15 protein-coding genes and 1 tRNA gene are annotated in these 16776 nt (G+C 76.5%); 9 read left to right on the top strand and 7 right to left on the bottom strand.

Features of this window, described 5'->3' with window-relative positions; all coding sequences use genetic code 11:
- Window positions 1–118 precede the first annotated feature (118 nt).
- Window positions 119–883 carry a polysaccharide deacetylase family protein gene (locus tag ACRYR7_RS17515; RefSeq protein WP_432573395.1) on the top strand — a complete coding sequence of 255 codons (765 nt, stop codon included), beginning with the start codon at window positions 119–121 and terminating at the stop codon, window positions 881–883.
- Window positions 880–2211: an SGNH/GDSL hydrolase family protein gene (locus tag ACRYR7_RS17520; protein WP_432573396.1), complete on the top strand. Its 1332-nt coding sequence runs from the start codon at window positions 880–882 to the stop codon at window positions 2209–2211. Before ACRYR7_RS17515 ends, ACRYR7_RS17520 begins: the two co-directional genes overlap by 4 nt.
- Before the next feature lie 100 nt (window positions 2212–2311).
- Here ACRYR7_RS17520 and ACRYR7_RS17525 read toward each other — a convergent pair whose 3' ends face one another.
- The 3 genes from ACRYR7_RS17525 to ACRYR7_RS17535 are packed head-to-tail and all read right to left on the bottom strand — an operon-like array spanning window position 2312 to window position 5254.
- Complete coding sequence (locus tag ACRYR7_RS17525) at window positions 2312–3115, bottom strand: ATP-binding cassette domain-containing protein (protein ID WP_432573397.1); 804 nt, start codon at window positions 3113–3115, stop codon at window positions 2312–2314.
- Entirely contained in the window at window positions 3112–4158 is a 1047-nt protein-coding gene (locus tag ACRYR7_RS17530; RefSeq protein WP_432573398.1) for an ABC transporter permease, read from the bottom strand. The genes ACRYR7_RS17525 and ACRYR7_RS17530 overlap by 4 nt, the downstream gene beginning before the upstream one ends.
- A 1-nt stretch (window position 4159) precedes the next feature.
- Window positions 4160–5254: a substrate-binding domain-containing protein gene (locus ACRYR7_RS17535; protein WP_432573399.1), complete on the bottom strand. Its 1095-nt coding sequence runs from the start codon at window positions 5252–5254 to the stop codon at window positions 4160–4162.
- Between the two features lie 272 nt (window positions 5255–5526).
- On the opposite strand from ACRYR7_RS17535, the gene ACRYR7_RS17540 reads away from it, so the two are divergent.
- Genes ACRYR7_RS17540 through ACRYR7_RS17550 form a run of 3 tightly spaced genes read left to right on the top strand, consistent with a single transcriptional unit; the run spans window position 5527 to window position 9108 of the window.
- Window positions 5527–6627, top strand: coding sequence for a LacI family DNA-binding transcriptional regulator (locus ACRYR7_RS17540; RefSeq protein ID WP_432573400.1), 1101 nt, complete (start codon window positions 5527–5529; stop codon window positions 6625–6627).
- A gap of 28 nt (window positions 6628–6655) precedes the next feature.
- Window positions 6656–7846, top strand: coding sequence for a tRNA dihydrouridine synthase DusB (gene dusB / locus ACRYR7_RS17545; protein ID WP_432573409.1), 1191 nt, complete (start codon window positions 6656–6658; stop codon window positions 7844–7846).
- 2 nt (window positions 7847–7848) lie between these two features.
- Entirely contained in the window at window positions 7849–9108 is a 1260-nt protein-coding gene (locus ACRYR7_RS17550) for a deoxyguanosinetriphosphate triphosphohydrolase (protein ID WP_432573401.1), read from the top strand.
- Between the two features lie 60 nt (window positions 9109–9168).
- Here ACRYR7_RS17550 and ACRYR7_RS17555 read toward each other — a convergent pair whose 3' ends face one another.
- From ACRYR7_RS17555 to ACRYR7_RS17565, 3 genes are all read right to left on the bottom strand, one after another.
- Window positions 9169–9939 (bottom strand): DUF4190 domain-containing protein, encoded by a 771-nt coding sequence (locus ACRYR7_RS17555; RefSeq protein WP_432573402.1) that lies wholly within the window; start codon window positions 9937–9939, stop codon window positions 9169–9171.
- 105 nt (window positions 9940–10044) lie between these two features.
- Window positions 10045–10644 (bottom strand): CoA-binding protein, encoded by a 600-nt coding sequence (locus ACRYR7_RS17560; protein ID WP_432573403.1) that lies wholly within the window; start codon window positions 10642–10644, stop codon window positions 10045–10047.
- A complete protein-coding gene (locus tag ACRYR7_RS17565; protein WP_432573404.1) occupies window positions 10641–11993 on the bottom strand; it encodes an O-acetylhomoserine aminocarboxypropyltransferase/cysteine synthase family protein in 1353 nt (450 codons plus the stop codon). The genes ACRYR7_RS17560 and ACRYR7_RS17565 overlap by 4 nt, the downstream gene beginning before the upstream one ends.
- A gap of 61 nt (window positions 11994–12054) precedes the next feature.
- Here ACRYR7_RS17565 and dnaG point away from each other — a divergent pair, with 61 nt between their 5' ends.
- The 4 genes from dnaG to ACRYR7_RS17585 all read left to right on the top strand — a co-directional run bounded on the left by dnaG (window position 12055) and on the right by ACRYR7_RS17585 (window position 16112).
- Window positions 12055–13989, top strand: a complete 1935-nt coding sequence (dnaG, locus tag ACRYR7_RS17570; RefSeq protein WP_432573405.1) for a DNA primase — start codon at window positions 12055–12057, stop codon at window positions 13987–13989.
- An 89-nt stretch (window positions 13990–14078) separates the two neighbouring features.
- A tRNA-Asn gene (locus ACRYR7_RS17575) sits at window positions 14079–14151 on the top strand.
- Window positions 14152–14222: 71 nt separating this feature from the next.
- Entirely contained in the window at window positions 14223–14930 is a 708-nt protein-coding gene (locus tag ACRYR7_RS17580) for an HNH endonuclease family protein (RefSeq protein WP_432573406.1), read from the top strand.
- 51 nt (window positions 14931–14981) lie between these two features.
- A complete protein-coding gene (locus ACRYR7_RS17585) occupies window positions 14982–16112 on the top strand; it encodes an XdhC family protein (RefSeq protein WP_432573407.1) in 1131 nt (376 codons plus the stop codon).
- An 87-nt stretch (window positions 16113–16199) separates the two neighbouring features.
- Here ACRYR7_RS17585 and ACRYR7_RS17590 read toward each other — a convergent pair whose 3' ends face one another.
- Window positions 16200–16658: a riboflavin kinase gene (locus ACRYR7_RS17590; protein WP_432573408.1), complete on the bottom strand. Its 459-nt coding sequence runs from the start codon at window positions 16656–16658 to the stop codon at window positions 16200–16202.
- Between the last annotated feature and the right edge of the window lie 118 nt (window positions 16659–16776).

Consider the following 16776-nt stretch of genomic DNA (forward strand, 5'->3'; position numbering starts at 1 on the left):
GCCTCCCGCCGCGGCGGGAGGCGCCCCCTCTTCGCGACGGGTCCTTCCGGAAACCTTGCGGTAGCCGTGCGCGGCGCCGTACCGTCACCGCTGTCGTCCAGCTACGAGGAGGTAGCTCGTGCAGCTCACCGTGTCCCGCCCCGCCGCCCGCCGCCGCCCGCGCCGGCTCGCCGCCGCGGCGGCCCTGGCCCTCACCGCGCTCGCCGTGGGCAGCGCCCCCGCGGCCCAGGCGGGCGGCCACCGCCCCGCGCCGCCCGCCGCGGCCCCGACCGCCGAGGTCGTCACCACCACCGAGCGCGGCGGGCGCACCGTCGCGCTGACGTTCGACGACGGCCCCAACGGCGCCGACACCCGCGACCTGCTGCGCGTGCTGCGCCGCAACCACGTCAAGGCCACGTTCTGCCTGTGGGGCGACCACGTGCGCGAGGACCCCGACCTGGTGCGGCGCATCGCCGCCGAGGGCCACACCCTGTGCAACCACACGATGCACCACGACAACATGCAGGACTGGGACCCCGAGCGGGTGCGCGCGGACCTGGAGGCCACCAGCGCCCTCATCCGCTCCGTCGTGCCCGGCGCGCGCATCCCCTTCTTCCGCGCCCCCTACGGCGCGTGGGGGCAGACCCCGCAGGTCGCCGCCGAGCTGGGCATGCAGCCGCTGGGGTGGGCCTTCACGGTCGAGGACTGGGTGCCCCCGGGCGCCGACGTGCTCGCCCAGCGCTTCCGCGACCAGCTCACCCCCGGCGCCGTGGCGCTGATGCACGACGGCGGCGGGGACCGCAGCGACACCGTCGAGGCCGTGGCCACCCTCGTGCCCGAGCTCAGGCGCGCCGGCTGGCGCTTCACCCTGCCCGCCGGCGCGCCCCGCGGCGGGCGCTGGTGAGCCGCCCGGCCCCGCGCACCCGGCGGCTGCGCACCGCCGGGCTGCTCGCCGGCGCCCTCGTGCTGGGCCTGGCCGCGCCCGCCGCCTCCACGCCCGACGCCGCCGTCACCGCGCGCGCCGCGCACGGCCGCGGCACCGGCGGGGAGTGGGTCGGCACCTGGGCGGACGTGCCCACCGCCGTGCCCGCCGGCGGCGTGACGGTCGTGCAGGACCAGACCGTCCGGCAGGTGCTGCACGCCAGCATCGGCGGCGACAGCCTGCAGCTGCGCTTCACCAACGAGTTCGGCGAGACCCCGCTGGTCATCGGCGAGGCGCACGTGGGCCTGCGCGCCGGCCGCACCGGCACGGACGTGCAGCCGGGCACCGACCGGCGGATCACCTTCGGCGGCAGCACCTCCACCACCGTCCCCGCCGGCTCGCCCCTGCTCAGCGACCCCGTGCCGCTGCACCTGCCCGACGGCGGCGACCTCGTCGTGAGCATCCACCTGCCCCGGCGCACGCCCGTCACCACCGTGCACGCCTTCCCGTACCAGGACAACGTCCTGGCCGCCGGCAACGTCACCGGCGCCGCGTCCGTCACCCCCACCGCCACGGTGGGGCAGTGGTGGTTCCTCTCCGGCGTCAGCGTGCTGACGCCCGAGCGCGAGCGCGCCGCGGCGATCGTGGCGCTGGGCGACTCCATCACCGACGGCGCGGAGACCACCCGCGGCGCCAACCGCCGCTGGCCGGACCTGCTCGCCGAGCGGCTGCGGGCCGCGCGCGGGCTGCCCGAGCGCGGGGTGCTCAACAAGGGCGTCAGCGGCAACCGCCTGCTGCACGACCCCAACCCGCCGGCCGGCTCGCCCGCCGAGGGCTACGCGGCCTACTTCGGCCAGAGCGCGCTGCGCCGCTTCGACCGCGACGTGGCCGCCCAGCCGGGCGCGGAGTACCTCGTGGTCCTGCTCGGCGTCAACGACCTCGGCCACCCCGGCACCTCCGCGCCGGAGTCCGAGACCGTCACCGCCCAGCAGATCGTCGACGCGCACCGCCAGCTCATCGCCCGCGCCCACCAGCTGGGCATCACGGCGATCGGCGGCACGATCCTGCCGTTCGAGGGCGACACCCTCGGCTTCTTCTCCGAGGAGAACGAGGCCGCCCGCCAGCAGGTCAACCACTGGATCCGCACCAGCGGCGAGTACGACGCGGTCGTCGACTTCGACGCCGCCCTGCGCGACCCGCGCGACCACCGGCGGCTGAACCCCCGCTACGACTCCGGCGACCACCTGCACCCCAACGACGCCGGGATGCGGGCGATGGCCGAGGCGGTGCCGCTGCGGCTGTTCCGCTGAACCCCCGCTGAGCCCGTCCCGCCGAGCCCGCCCCGCCGGCGGGTGCGAGCGGGGAGCGACCGCCGTCGCGCCCCGCCCGCGCCCGCCGGCGCGGGCGGGCTCAGCGCTGCTGCACCTGCTCCTCGGCGGGGACGGTGACCGCGCCCGTCATGATCGCCACGCCCTCGCCCATGGTGTGCGACCGCGGGGTGATCACCGCCGCGCGGCGGCCGAGGCGCTGGACGTGGATGCGGGTGGCCACCTGCCACACGTGCGGCATGTTGTGGCTGATGAGGATCACCGGCAGGCCGCTGTCGCGCAGCTTCTCGATCATCGACAGCACGAGGTTGCCCTCCTTGACCCCGAGCGCCGCGGTGGGCTCGTCGAGGACGACGACCTTGCTGCCGAAGGCGGCCGCCCGGGCCACGGCCACCGCCTGGCGCTGGCCGCCGGAGAGCGTCTCCACCGCCTGGCCCATGTCCTGGATCGTCTGGATCCCCAGGCGCTGCACGGACTCCCCGGCCCGCTGCTTCATGCCCTTCTTGTCGAGCATGCGGAAGACCGAGCCCAGCACGCCCCGGCGCCGCTCCTCGCGCCCCAGGTAGAGGTTCGAGGCGATGTCCAGGGCCGGGGCGACCGCCAGGGTCTGGTAGACCGTCTCGATGCCGGCGTCGCGGGCGTCCTGCGGCCGCTTGAAGCTGACCGGCTGCCCGTCCAGGCGCAGCTCCCCGGCGTCCGGCACGACGGCCCCGGTGAGCGCCTTGATGAGCGTGGACTTGCCGGCGCCGTTGTCGCCGATGACGGCCAGCACCTCCCCGGGGTACAGGTCGAGGTCGACGCCGTCGAGGCCGACGACCTTGCCGTAGGTCTTCACCAGCCCGCGCGCCTGCAGCACGGGCTGGACCGGGGACGTCGCGGCGCTCACGCCTTCACCTTCCGGATCCACTGGTCGACCGAGACGGCCACGATGACGAGCACGCCGATCGCCAGGAGGCGGTACTGGTCGTCGACGCCGGCCAGCGACAGGCCGCTGGCGAAGGACTGCACGATGAGCGCCCCCAGCAGGGTGCCCAACACCCCGCCGCGGCCGCCGAAGAGGCTGGTGCCGCCGATGACCACGGCGGTGATCGAGGCGAGGTTCGCGTCGGCGATCGCGTTGGGGCTGGCCGCGCCCGCCCGCCCGATGAGCACCCACGCGGTGATGCCGTACAGCAGGCCCGCGGTGGCGTAGACGCTCAGCAGGACGCGCTTGACGCGGATGCCGGCCAGGCGGGCGGCCTCGGCGTCGTCCCCGACGGCGAAGACGTGCCGGCCCCACGCGGTCTGGCTGAGCGCGAAACCCACCACGAGGTAGAGGACCGCGACGACCACCACGCCGGTGGTGACGTAGAAGCTGCCGGGCCCGAAGGGCCGGATCGCCTCCCCGGTCCAGTTCAGCAGGGCGGGCAGGTCGTCGCCCTGGATGGACTGCCCGCCGGAGTACAGCAGCGCGACGGCCGTGAAGATGCTCAGCGTGCCCAGCGTGACGATGAACGGGGGCAGGTTGACCCGGGTCACCAGCCAGCCGTTGAGGGCGCCGGCGGCCACGCCCACCAGGACCCCCACCAGCAGCGCCGGCAGCGCCGGCAGGCCGTTCTGGGCGGCCAGCGTGGCCGAGAGCATCACCGACAGGATGGTGATCGCGCCGACGGACAGGTCGATGCCGGCGGTGAGGACGACCAGGGTCTGCCCGATCGCCAGGGCCGCCACCACCGCCGTCTGCTGCACGAGCAGGGACAGGGCGTTGGGCTGGGCGAAGTTCGGGTTCAGGCCCGTGAAGACGGCGACGGCCAGGACGAGGATGAGCGCCGGGCTGATCGCCGGGTAGCTGTGCAGCAGGTGCTGCACGCGCTGGGCCGGCGTGTGCCGGCGGCGGGCGAGCTCCTCGGCCGCGGTGCGCGGTGCGCTGGGTGCGGTGGTGGAGGTCACGTCAGCCCCAGCAGACCTTGGAGCCCTCGGCGGAGGTGATGCTCTCCACCCCGTCCACCGGCTGGTCCGTCACGAGCGCGACCCCGGTGTCGTAGAAGTCCAGGCCCGGGCTCGTGGTGGGCTCGGTCCCGTCCTGCGCGTACTTCGCGATCGCCTGCACGCCCAGCTCGGCCATCTTCAGCGGGTACTGCTGCGAGGTGGCGCCGATGACGCCGTCGGTGACCTGCGAGACGCCGTCGCAGCCGCCGTCGACGGAGACGATGAGCACGTCGGTCCTGCCGGCCGCCTCCAGCGCGTTGTGCGCGCCGGTCGCGGCGGGCTCGTTGATCGTGTAGACGACGTTGATGTCGGGGTTCCTGCTCAGGCAGTTCTCCATCGCCGTGCGGCCGCCGTCCTCCGCGCCCTGGGTGGGCTCGTTGCACACGATGGTGTAGGTGCCCCCGTCGTAGTTCCCGGTGGGCGCCTCGTCGCCGTTGCGGCGCTCGTCCGCGGTGTCGATGCCCATGCCGGTGAGGAAGCCCTGGTCGCGGTCGTAGTCCACCGAGACGACCTTGTCGTTGAAGAGGTCCAGCAGGGCGATGGTGGCCGGCGCGCCGGCGAGCCGGCCCTTGGTCCACTCCCCGATGAGCTGACCGGCCTTGAAGTTGTCGGTGGCGAAGGTGATGTCCACGGTGTCGGCCGGGTCCGGCGGGGTGTCCAGGGCGATGACGTACAGGCCGGCCTCGCGCGCCTTCTCGATGGCGCTGTTCACGCCGGGGCCGTTGGGCGTGATGATGATGCCCGCCTGGCCGGCGGCGATGGCGTTCTCGATGAGCTGCACCTGGCCCTGCTCGTCGCCGTCCTCCTTGCCGGCGCCGATGGTCAGCTCCACGCCGCTCTTCTCGGCCTCGGCCTTCGCGCCCTCCTGCATCGCCACGAAGAAGGGGTTCGTGGAGTCCTTGGTGATCAGCGAGACGGCGACCTGCTCGTCCCCGCCACCGCTGCCGGTGGTGCCGGTGCTGTCCCCGCCGCAGGCGGTGAGCGACCCCGCGGCGGCCAGGCAGGTCAGGAACGCCGCGGAGAGGCGGGCGGCGGGTCGGGCGGGACGAGTCTTCATCGACTGCTCCTCGGAAGGCGGACCCCGCCGGGCCGGACGGCCGGCGGGGGCGTGCCGGTGCCGGTGCGCGCGACGGGTGCGCCTTCGCGCCCGTCCACCCCCGTGCACCGCGCGGTGGTCGCCACCGCGCTCGCCGTCGACGGTAGGGCCGCGCCGACGCGGTGCGCAAGGGCTTGCGCAACCGCTTGCGCAAGCGGTTGCGCCGGGGCATCCTCGCCGGACCGGGGCGTGACCACCCGCCCGGGAGCGCCGATCGCCCGGAGGAGGACGGCATGGTGACCATGGCCGACGTCGCGCGGGTGGCCGGCGTCAGCCCGTCGACGGTCTCGCACGTCCTGAACGGCACCCGCGCGGTCCACGACGACACCCGGGCGGCGGTCCTGGAGGCGATCGCCGCGACGCGCTACCGGCGCAACGCCGTCGCCGCCTCCCTGGCCACGTCCAGGACGACGACCGTCGGCCTGGCCAACAGCGTCGCCAACAACGTCTACTTCGCCGAGCTGGTGCGCTCGGTCGCGCGCAGCGCCCGCGGGCTGGGCTACGACGTGCTCATCGAGGACACGCAGGAGGACCCCGAGCAGGAGCTGCGCGTGCTGCAGCAGCTCGTCGACCGCCGGGTGGACGGCGTGCTGCTGGTGCCCTCCCGGGGCGCCGAGCGCGAGGCGCTGCCCTTCCTGCGCCGCCAGGGCGTGCCCGTGGTGCTGCTGGACCGCTTCGTGGACGCCGAGGTGGACCAGGTCGCCCCCGAGAACGAGGCGTCCACGCGCCTGCTCACCGAGCACCTGGCCGACCTGGGCCACACCCGGGTGGGCGTCGTGGTGGGGCTGCGCGGCATCGCCTCCAGCGAGGAGCGCCTGCGGGGCCACCTGGGGGCGGTCGCCGACCGGGGCCTGGACGCGAGCCCCGAGCTCGTCGTCGACGGGCGCAGCGACGTCGACGCCGCCGAGGGCGCCGTGCTGCGGCTGATGTCCTCGCCCGCGCCCCCCACCGCCCTGGTGGTGGGCAACAACACCATGACGATCGGCACGCTGCGCGCCCTGCGCGCCCTCGGCCTGCGCGTGCCGCAGGACGTCGCGCTGGTCTGCTTCGACGACTTCGAGTGGTCGGACCTCTTCGAGCCCCGGCTGACGGCGATCTCCCAGGACGTGCCCGCCCTGGGCGCGCGCGGCCTCGAGCTCGTCCTGCAGCGCATCGGCGGCAGCACCGCGGCGCCCCGCCGCGAGCGCGTCGCCACCGCCTTCCGCCACCGCACCTCCTGCGGGTGCGGCGCCGACGACGCCGACAGCGCCGACAACGCCGCCGGCGGCGTCCCGGCGCGCGCGGGCGCGCCGGGTCGGGCACCGCTGCGCCGCCGTGCGCCCGAGCACCCCTGAGGACCGTCATCATGGAGGGGTGAGCCTCCTGGACGCCCCGATCGAGACCCCGACGGGCACCGCCCCGACCGCCCCGGTCGCGGCGCCCCTGCGCATCGGCCCGCACGTGTCGGCCACCCCCGTGGTGCTGGCGCCCATGGCCGGGATCACCAACTCCGCCTACCGGCAGCTGTGCCGCGAGCACGGCCGGGGCTTCTACGTCTCCGAGATGGTCACCTCCCGGGCGCTGGTCGAGCGCACCCCGGAGTCCATGCGCCTGGTGACCTTCAGCGGGGCCGAGCGCCCGCGCAGCCTGCAGCTGTACGGCGTGGACCCCGCCACCGTGGCCGCCGCGGTGCGCATGGTCGTGGAGGAGGACCTCGCCGACCACGTCGACCTCAACTTCGGCTGCCCCGTGCCCAAGGTCACCCGCAAGGGCGGGGGAGCGGCGCTGCCGTGGAAGGCGGACCTCTTCCGCGACATCGTCGCCGGCGCGGTGCGCGAGGCCTCGCGCGGCGGGGTCCCGCTGACGGTGAAGATGCGCAAGGGCGTCGACGACGACCACCTGACCTACCTGGAGGCCGGGCGCACCGCCGAGCGCGAGGGCGCCGCCGCCGTGGCCCTGCACGGGCGCACCGCCTCCCAGCACTACTCCGGCCAGGCCGACTGGGACGCGATCGCGCGCCTGAAGGAGGCCGTCACCACGATCCCCGTGCTGGGCAACGGCGACGTGTGGAGCGCCGAGGACGCCTTGGAGATGGTGCGCCGCACCGGCTGCGACGGCGTCGTCGTCGGCCGCGGCTGCCTGGGCCGGCCGTGGCTGTTCGCCGACCTGGAGGCGGGCTTCGCCGGCCGCCCCGAGCGGGTGCGCCCGGGCCTGCGCACCGTGGCGGCCACGCTGCGCCGGCACGCCGAGCTGCTCGTGGAGCACTACGGCGACGAGCTGCGCGCCTGCCGGGACGTGCGCAAGCACGTCGCCTGGTACTTCAAGGGCTACGTCGTCGGCGGGGACCTGCGCGCCAAGCTGGGCCTGGTGGACTCCCTGGTCGCCCTGGACGAGCTGCTGGCCTCCCTGGACCTGGACCAGCCCTACCCCGGGGCGCCGGCGGAGGGCGCGCGCGGGCGGGCCGGCTCCCCGCAGCGCGTGGCGCTGCCGGAGGGCTGGCTGGACGACCGCGTGCTCTCCGGCGCGGCCCTGGAGGTCGTGCGCCAGGCCGAGCTGTCCGTGTCGGGGGGCTGAGGGTGGCCGGGGGCGACGGGACCGCGGGCGGGTACGCGCCCGGCGACCTGGAGCGCTGGGTGACCGAGCCGCCCAAGACGCACCGGCGCAGCGCGTTCGCCCGCGACCGCGCCCGCGTGCTGCACTCCTCGGCGCTGCGCCGGCTGGCGGCCAAGACGCAGGTCGTCGGCCCGGGCACCGACGACTTCGTGCGCAACCGCCTGACCCACTCCCTGGAGGTCGCTCAGGTCGGCCGCGAGCTCGGCGCCGCCCTGGGCTGCGACCCGGACGTGGTGGACACCGCCTGCCTGGCCCACGACCTGGGCCACCCGCCGTTCGGGCACAACGGCGAGCGGGCGCTGGCCGAGGCGGCCGCCGACGTGGGCGGCTTCGAGGGCAACGCGCAGACCCTGCGGCTGCTGACGCGCCTGGAGCCCAAGACCGTCGCCCCCGACGGCTCCCCGGCGGGCCTGAACCTCACCCGCGCCAGCCTGGACGCGGCCACGAAGTACCCCTGGCTGCACGGCAAGGCGCCGCGGGCGACGAGCAAGTTCGGCGCCTACGCCGACGACGCGGCCGTCTTCGCGTGGCTGCGCGACGGCGCCCCGGAGCACCGCCCCTGCGTGGAGGCGCAGGTGATGGACTTCGCCGACGACGTCGCCTACAGCGTCCACGACGTGGAGGACGCCGTCGTCGCCGGGCACGTGCGGCTGGACTGGCTGCGCGACCCGGGCACCCGCGCCCGCGTCGCCGCGCAGGTGCGCGACTGGTACCTCGTCGACGCCACCGACGCCGACGTCGACGCCGCCCTGGAGCGCCTGTCCGGCCTGCCGTTCTGGGCCGAGGAGCGCCCCGGGGAGGTCTTCGGCGGGCGCCGGCACCTGGCGGCGCTGAAGGACATGACCAGCCAGCTCATCGGCCGCTTCGCCAACGCCGCCCAGGACGCCACCCGCGCCCGCCACGGCGACGGCCCGCTGACGCGCTACGCCGCCGACGTGGAGGTGCCCGCCGGGACGGTGCTGGAGGTGGCGGTGCTCAAGGGCGTGGCGGCCACGTTCGTCATGAGCGCCCAGGAGCGCCAGCCCTTCTACGCCCGCCAGCGCGAGCTGCTCATGGAGCTGCTGGCGCGGCTGGTCGAGCGCGGTCCCGACGAGCTGGAGCCGCCGTTCCGCGAGGACCACCTCGCCGCCGCCGACGACGCGGCGCGGCTGCGGGTGGTCGTCGACCAGGTCGCCTCGCTCACCGACGTCTCCGCCGTCGCCTGGCACGCCCGGCTGACCTGAGGCCGCCTGCCCTCGGCGCGGGCGTCGCCGGGGGTCACCGGGGTCAGCGGGGGCCGGGCGTCACCAGGAGTGCAGGTTCCCGGCGTTCAGCGAGCCGCCGAGGCTGCCGGTGCTGCTGACGAGGTTGCACTGCACCAGGCGGCTGCCGGCCTCCCAGTTCGCCTCGGTCGGGTGGTAGTAGCTGTACTTCAGCCCGGAGGCGTCCAGCTCCGCGGCCTCGGCCGCGGCGGCGACGGCCTCGGAGCAGCGCGCGTCCGCCTCCGCCTGCAGCGCCTCGTCGCCGGGGAAGAAGTCGTGGAACGTCCCCGCGACGGAGTGCACCGCGACGACCTCCCCGGAGTGCGGCACGGCGCAGTCGGCGGTGACGACCGTGCCCGTGTCCAGGCTGTCGGCGCGCTCGTCGTAGCAGTCGCCCGGCACGAGGTCGTCGATGAGGCGCTCCTGCGGCACGGGCGCCGGCGCGGCCGGCTCGGCGGGCTGCACCGGCTCGGCGGGCGGCGCCGTCGCGGCGGGTGCCGGGGCCGCGGGGGACTGCGCGGGGGACTGCGCCGCCAGCGAGGTGCCCACGCCGGTCACGACGACGACCACCGCCACCACCAGGCCGGCGAGGACCTCCAGGGCGCCGAGCACGAGGCCGGCGACCGCGAGCCCCCGCCCGCCGGCGGAGCCGCCGCGGGTGCGGTGCAGGGCGAGCGCGCCGAGCACCACCGACAGCAGCGACCCGCCCACGAGGGCCGTGACGAACGCGGCCACGGCGAAGGGGTCGGTCGGCCTGCGCAGCAGCTGCGGAGGCGCCCCGGTGGCGGGGCCGGTGCGGTGCCGGGTGTCCACGAGCGCAGAGGCTAGGGACGCCCCCGCGCGCCCGCCGGGGTTTTCCGCGCCCGTCCCGGCACCCCCGGCCGCGGTGCCGCCGCCGGGTGCCGACCCGCGGGCCCCTCAGCGCGCGCGACGGCGCGCCGAGATCACCCCGGTGTCGAACCCGGCCAGGTGCAGGCCGCCGTGGAAGCGGGCGTGCTCGATCTTCAGGCAGCGGTTCATCACCACGGTGACGCCCGCCTCGTGCCCGCGCCGGGCCACCTCGTCGTCCGACAGGCCCAGCTGCAGCCACAGCACCGGTGCGCCCACCGCGAGGGTCTCGTCGAGCACGGCGCCCAGCTCGGCGGGGCGGCGGAAGACGTCCACGACGTCGGGCACCCCGGGCAGCTCGGCCAGCGAGGGGTACGCGGGCCGGCCGAGCACCTCGCGCTCGTTCGGGTTGACGAACCACACCTCGTAGTCCGAGCTCGCCAGCAGGTAGGTGCCCACGAAGTACGAGGCGCGCGAGGGCTTGTTGGAGGCGCCCAGCACCGCCACCGTCCGGGCCCGGCGCAGGATCGACAGCCGCTGCCCCGGGGTGGGGGCGCTCCAGCCGCCCGCCGCGCGCACCGGGGCGGCGTCCTTGGCGCCGGTGGCCGGCGCGGCCGGCGCGGCCGGGTCCGCCGCGACGGTGCCGGTGTCGCCGATCGCGCCGGCGGGCGCGCTGCCGTCCCCGCTCACCGCGGGCCCCCCTTCGTCGCGGCGGTCAGCGCCTGGTCCAGGTCCCACAGCACGTCCTCGACGTCCTCCAGCCCGACGCTGATGCGCACCAGGTCCTCGGGCACGCCCGCGGCCCGCAGCTGCGCGGGCGTGAGCTGCTGGTGGGTGGTGGAGGCGGGGTGCAGCACGAGGGTGCGCGCGTCGCCGATGTTGGCCAGGTGCGAGCACAGCTGGCAGCTCTCGATGAACCGCTCGCCGGCCGCGCGCCCGCCCGCGACGCCGAAGGAGAACACCGCCCCGGGCCCCTCGGGCAGGTAGCGCTGCGCCCGCTCGAAGTGCGGGTGGGAGGGCAGGCCGGAGTAGCGCACCCAGCTGACCCGCTCGTCGGCCTCCAGCCACTGCGCCACCCGCCGGGCGTTGGCGACGTGCTCGCGCATGCGCTGCGGCAGCGTCTCCACGCCCATGAGCAGCAGGAACGCCGAGTGCGGCGAGAGGGTGGCGCCGATGTCGCGCAGCTGCTCGCTGCGCAGCTTGGTGAGGAAGCCGTACTCGGCGAAGTTGCCCCACCAGCTCAGCCCGCCGTAGCTGGCGACCGGCTCGGTCATGGCGGGGAAGCGGCCGTTGTCCCACGGGAAGGTGCCGGCGTCGACGACGACGCCGCCCAGGGTGGTGCCGTGCCCGCCGAGGAACTTCGTGGCGGAGTGGATCACCACGTCCGCGCCGTGCTCGATCGGCCGGCACAGGTACGGCGTGGCGGTGGTGGCGTCCACGACCAGCGGCACGCCCGCCGCGTGCGCGACGTCGGCCAGCGCCCGCACGTCGGCGACGACGGTGGAGGGGTTGGCCACCAGCTCGGTGAAGACCAGCTTGGTGCGCTCGGTGATCGCCGCGCGCACCGCCTCGGGCTCGGGCTCGACGAAGACGGTGTCCACCCCGAAGCGGCGCAGCGTCACGTCGAGCTGGGTGACGGTGCCGCCGTAGAGGTTGTTCGAGGCGACGATCTGGTCCCCGGCCCCGGCCAGCGCCGCGAAGGTCAGGAACTCCGCGGACTGCCCCGAGCTGCACGCCACCGCGCCCAGGCCGCCCTCCAGGGAGGCCATGCGCTCCTCCAGGGCCGCCACGGTGGGGTTGGAGATGCGGCTGTAGATGTTGCCGTACTTCTGCAGCGCGAAGAGGTTGGCCGCGTCGGCGGCGTCCTCGAAGACGAAGCTCGTGGTCTGGAAGATCGGCACGGCCCGCGCGCCCGTCGTCGGCTCCGGCACGGCGCCGGCGTGCACGGCGCGGGTGCGGAAGCCCCAGGTCCGGTCGCTGCCGGCGGGGGCGCCGCGCCCCTCCTCGGGCCGCCGGTCCCGCTGCTGCTCGTCGCTCACGGGGCGATCCTGCCACCCGCGCCCGCCGGGGGCCGTCGCCGCCCGCGCCTACACTCGCCGCGTGCCAGGCCTCATCCACCCCGACGACCTGCGCGCGGTCAAGGAGCGCGTCCGCATCGACGAGGTGGTCGCCGAGCAGGTGACGCTGCGGCCCGGCGGCGTGGGCTCCTTCAAGGGCTTGTGCCCCTTCCACGACGAGCGCACCCCCAGCTTCACGGTGCGCCCGGCGGTGGGGCGCTGGCACTGCTTCGGCTGCGGCGAGGGCGGGGACGTCATCGAGTTCGTCCAGCGCATCGACGGCACCACCTTCGCCGAGGCCGTCGAGCGCCTGGCCGAGCGCGCCGGGGTGGCGCTGCGCCGCGTCGACGACGACGGCCGCCCCGCGCGCCGCGCGGGCGGGGCCGGCGCCGGCGGCCAGCGCCAGCGGCTGCTGGAGGCGCACCGGGTGGCGGAGGCGTTCTACGCGGAGCAGCTCGAGCAGCCCGGGCCGGCCGAGACCGCCCGCCGCTTCCTGGCCGAGCGCGGCTTCAGCCGCGAGGCCGCCGCCCGCTTCGGGGTGGGCTTCGCGCCCGCCGGGGGCGAGGCGCTGCTGCGCCACCTGCGCGGCGCGGGCTTCACCGAGGAGGAGCTGAGCGCCTCCGGCCTGGCCGGGCAGGGCCAGCGCGGGCTGTACGACCGCTTCCGCGGGCGCCTGGTGTGGCCCATCCGCGACGTCAGCGGCCACACCGTCGCCTTCGGCGCGCGGCGCCTGTTCGACGACGACCGCATCGAGGCCAAGTACCTCAACTCCCCGGAGACCCCGGTCTACAAGAAGTCCCAGGCCCTGTACGGCCTGGACCTGGCCAAGCGCGACATCGCCCGCACCAAGCAGGTCGTCGTCGTGGAGGGCTACACCGACGTCATGGCCTGCCACCTGGCGGGGGTGACGACCGCGGTCGCCACCTGCGGCACCGCCTTCGGCGAGGAGCACGCCCGCATCGTGCAGCGCATGCTCGGCGACGCGCAGGGCGCGGCGGAGGTGGTCTTCACCTTCGACGGCGACGCGGCGGGGCAGAAGGCGGCGCTGCGCGCCTTCGAGCTGGACCAGCGCTTCACCTCGCAGACCTACGTGGCCGTCGAGCCCTCCGGGCAGGACCCGTGCGACCTGCGCCTGTCCGCCGGCGACGCCGCCGTGGCCGCCCTGGTCGCCGGGCGGGTGCCGCTGTTCGAGTTCGCGATCCGCTCGACGATCTCCCGCTACGACCTGGGCAGCGACCCGGGCCGGCTGGCCGCGCTGGACGCCGCCGCCCCGATCGTGGCGAGCATCCGCGACAGCGGCCTGCGCCAGCGCTACGCGGTCAACCTGGACCGCTGGACGGGCTTCCTCGACGAGCGCTTCGTGCTGGACCGGGTCCGCCGCCACGCCGGCGGTCCGGCCGGCGGTCCCGCGGGGCAGGGCGGGGCGGGCGCCCCCGCCGGGCGCGAGCGGGCGGGCGGGCGCGGCGGGGGCGCGGCCACCGCGGCCGCGCCGCCGGCGGCGCCGCTCAACGACGCCGTCGCCCAGCTGGAGCGCTGGGTCCTGGCCTGCGTGCTGCAGGCGCCGTGGGTGGCCGGCGAGGAGTTCACCGAGCTGGCCGGGGACGCCTTCGGCCTGCCCGCGCACCGCGCCGTCCACGACGCCGTCACCGCCGCCGGGGGGCCGCTGGAGGCCCCGGAGGGCCCGGCGTGGGTCGAGGCGGTGCTCGGCTACGCCGACGGGCCGGTCGCCGCGCTCGTGCAGGAGCTCGCCGTGACCGACCTGCCGGTGCGCGACGAGGAGGAGCTGGAGCGCTGGGGGCGCTCGCTGGTGGCGACGATGGCGGGGCAGGCGGCCACCCGCGCGGTCGCCGAGGTCAAGCGCCGGCTGTGGAGCATCGACGCGAACGCGCAGCCGGAGGAGTACCGGGACGCCTCGGCGGAGCTGTTCCGGCTGGAGGCGGCCCGGCGGGCCTGGCAGGAGCGCGTCCAAGGCCTGTGAGGGGCCCGGCCGGGCCGGGCCGCGGCGCGAGCACCCGCAGGGGTTTGGTACGGTTGACGTGCTGTCGCCGGGGGTTCACCCGGTGGTGGTCCCGCATAGCTCAATTGGCAGAGCAGCCGGCTGTTAACCGGCAGGTTGTTGGTTCGAGTCCAACTGCGGGAGCTTCCCGGAGGGGGCGTGCCCAGGCACGCCCCCTCCGTCGTCCCCGGGGTCCGTCAGGCTGGGAGGTGGCGGTGCCCGCTCGTCGCGCCGGGGCGCTGGCGGCGATCCTCGTGCCCCTGCTGCTGCTCGTGCTGGCCCTGCTCGCCTGGCGCGCCCTGACCGCCGGCACGGGCACCGGCACCGGCGAGCGGGACGGCCGCCCGCCGGCGGCCGGCGGCGCCGCCGCGGACGCGCTGGCCGCCCTGCCGGTGCGCGAGGCCGCCGGGGACGCCGGCTACCAGCGCACCCGCTTCGGCCAGAGCTGGGTGGACGTCGACGGCAACGGCTGCCGCACCCGCGACGACGTGCTGCAGCGCGACCTGCGCGGGGTGCGCCTCGACGACGACGGCTGCACCGTGCTCTCCGGCACCCTGGACGACCCCTACTCCGGGCGCGAGATCCCCTTCCGCCGCGGGGAGGGCACCAGCTCCGACGTGCAGGTCGACCACGTCGTCGCCCTCGCCGACGCCTGGCGCACCGGTGCGCAGGGGTTCACCGACGAGCAGCGCGTGGAGTTCGCCAACGACCCGCTGGAGCTGCTGGCGGTGGACGGCTCCCTCAACGCCTCCAAGAGCGACGACGACGCCTCGCGGTGGCTGCCGCCGCGGGGGGAGTGCGACTACGTCGCCCGCCAGGTCGCCGTCAAGAGCGCTTGGGGGCTGTGGGTCACCCCCGCCGAGCGCGACGCGATGGCCGGGGTGCTGGCCGGCTGCCCCGGCCAGGGGCTGCCGGTCCGCTGAGACCGCGGGCCGACGCCCGCGCGGGTGCCCGCGGGTGGCAGGCTGCCCGTCGTGCGCGAGGTGCTGGAGCGGGTGGAGCGGTGGCTGGCCGCCGGGGAGCGCGTGGCCCTGGCCACGGTCGTGCGCACCTGGCGCTCGGCGCCGCGACCGGCCGGGGCCGCGCTGGCGGTCGGTCCCGGCGGCGAGGTCGTCGGCAGCGTCTCCGGCGGCTGCGTGGAGGGCGCGGTGTACGAGCTCGCCGGGCAGGTCCTCGCCGACGGGGTGCCGGTGCTGCAGCGCTACGGCGTCAGCGACGGCGACGCCTTCGCCGTGGGCCTGACCTGCGGCGGGGAGCTGGACGTCTTCGTCGAGCGCCTGGACCGCTCCAACGCCAACCTGGTGCGCGCCGCCACCGCCTCGGTGCGCGCGGGCGAGGCCGTGGCGGTGGCCACCGTGGTGGACGCCCCGGAGCCGGGCGCGCCGGGGCGGCACCTGCTGGTCTGGCCGGACCGCTGCGCCGGGTCCCTGGGCTCCGAGCGCCTGGACGCCGCCGTCACCGACGACGCCCGCGGCCTGCTGGACGCCGGCGCCAGCGGCCTGGTGCGCCTGGGCGCCGACGGCGAGCGGCGCCGCGACGAGCTGGCGGTGTTCGTCGCCTCCCACGCCCCGCCGGCGCGCATGCTCGTGTACGGCGCCATCGACACCGCCGCCGCCGTGGCCCGGCTGGGCTCGTTCCTGGGGTTCCGCGTCACGGTGTGCGACGCGCGGCCGGTGTTCACCACGCCGGCGAGGTTCCCGCACGCCGACGAGGTCGTGGTGCGGCGCCCGCACCGGCACCTGCGCGAGGAGGTCGCCGCCGGCCGCGTCGACGCCCGCACGGTCGTGTGCGTGCTCACCCACGACCCCGAGTCCGACGTGCCGCTGCTGGAAGTGGCGCTGCGCTCGCCGGCCGGGTACGTGGGCGCCATGGGCTCGCGCCGCACGCACGAGGCGCGCCTGGCCGGGTTGCGCGCGGCGGGCCTGGGCCCGGGCGAGCTGGCGCGCCTGTCCTCCCCGATCGGCCTGGACCTCGGTGCGCGCACCCCGGAGGAGACGGCCGTCTCGATCGTCGCGGAGGTCACCGCGCTGCGCTGGGGCGGTTCCGGGGCGCGGCTGGGCTCGACCGCCGGGCGCATCCACCACGAGCGCGACGCGACCGGCTGAGTCCCGGGGGCGGCACGCCCCGGTGCCGCCCGGGCACCGTCCGCAGCGGTGCAGGAGCGCACGGGCCCCGGCGGGCCCCGGCGGGCCTCAACCGGTCGCGGGGGTTCCGGCGGCCCAGGCGCGGGTGCCGGCGACGTCCCGGCGCAACTGCTCCACCAGGTCCGCCGAACCCGAGAACCGGCGCTGCGGGCGCAGCCGCACGTGCAGGCTGACGACGACCTCCCGGCCGTACAGGTCCCCGGAGAAGTCCAGCAGGTGCGCCTCCAGCAGCCGGGCGCCGTCCCTGCCGTAGTAGGTGGGGCGGTGCCCCACGGAGACCGCCGCGACGTGCTCGGCACCGTCCGGGCCCACCCGCACGGTGCCGGCCCACACCCCGTCGCGCAGGCCGTGCTCGGGCACGGCGACGTTGGCGGTGGGGAAACCCAGCGTCCGTCCGCGCTCGTCGCCGTGCTCGACGACGCCGCGGACCTCCAGGACCGGCGGGGCGATCTCCTTGCGCGGCAACGGGACGACGTGGACGCAGGGGTTTGGGGATCGGTGCTCCACGGTGCTCCCTCGTTCGGGTGGCGGGGGGGGGGGGGGCGGCGCCGCCGCCGCCCCCCCCCCCCCCCCCCCCCCCCCCCCCCCCCCCCCGCGCCCCCCCCCCCCCCCCCACCCCCCCCCG

The organism is Kineococcus gurbantunggutensis (assembly GCF_050871925.1).
Taxonomy (GTDB): domain Bacteria; phylum Actinomycetota; class Actinomycetes; order Actinomycetales; family Kineococcaceae; genus Kineococcus.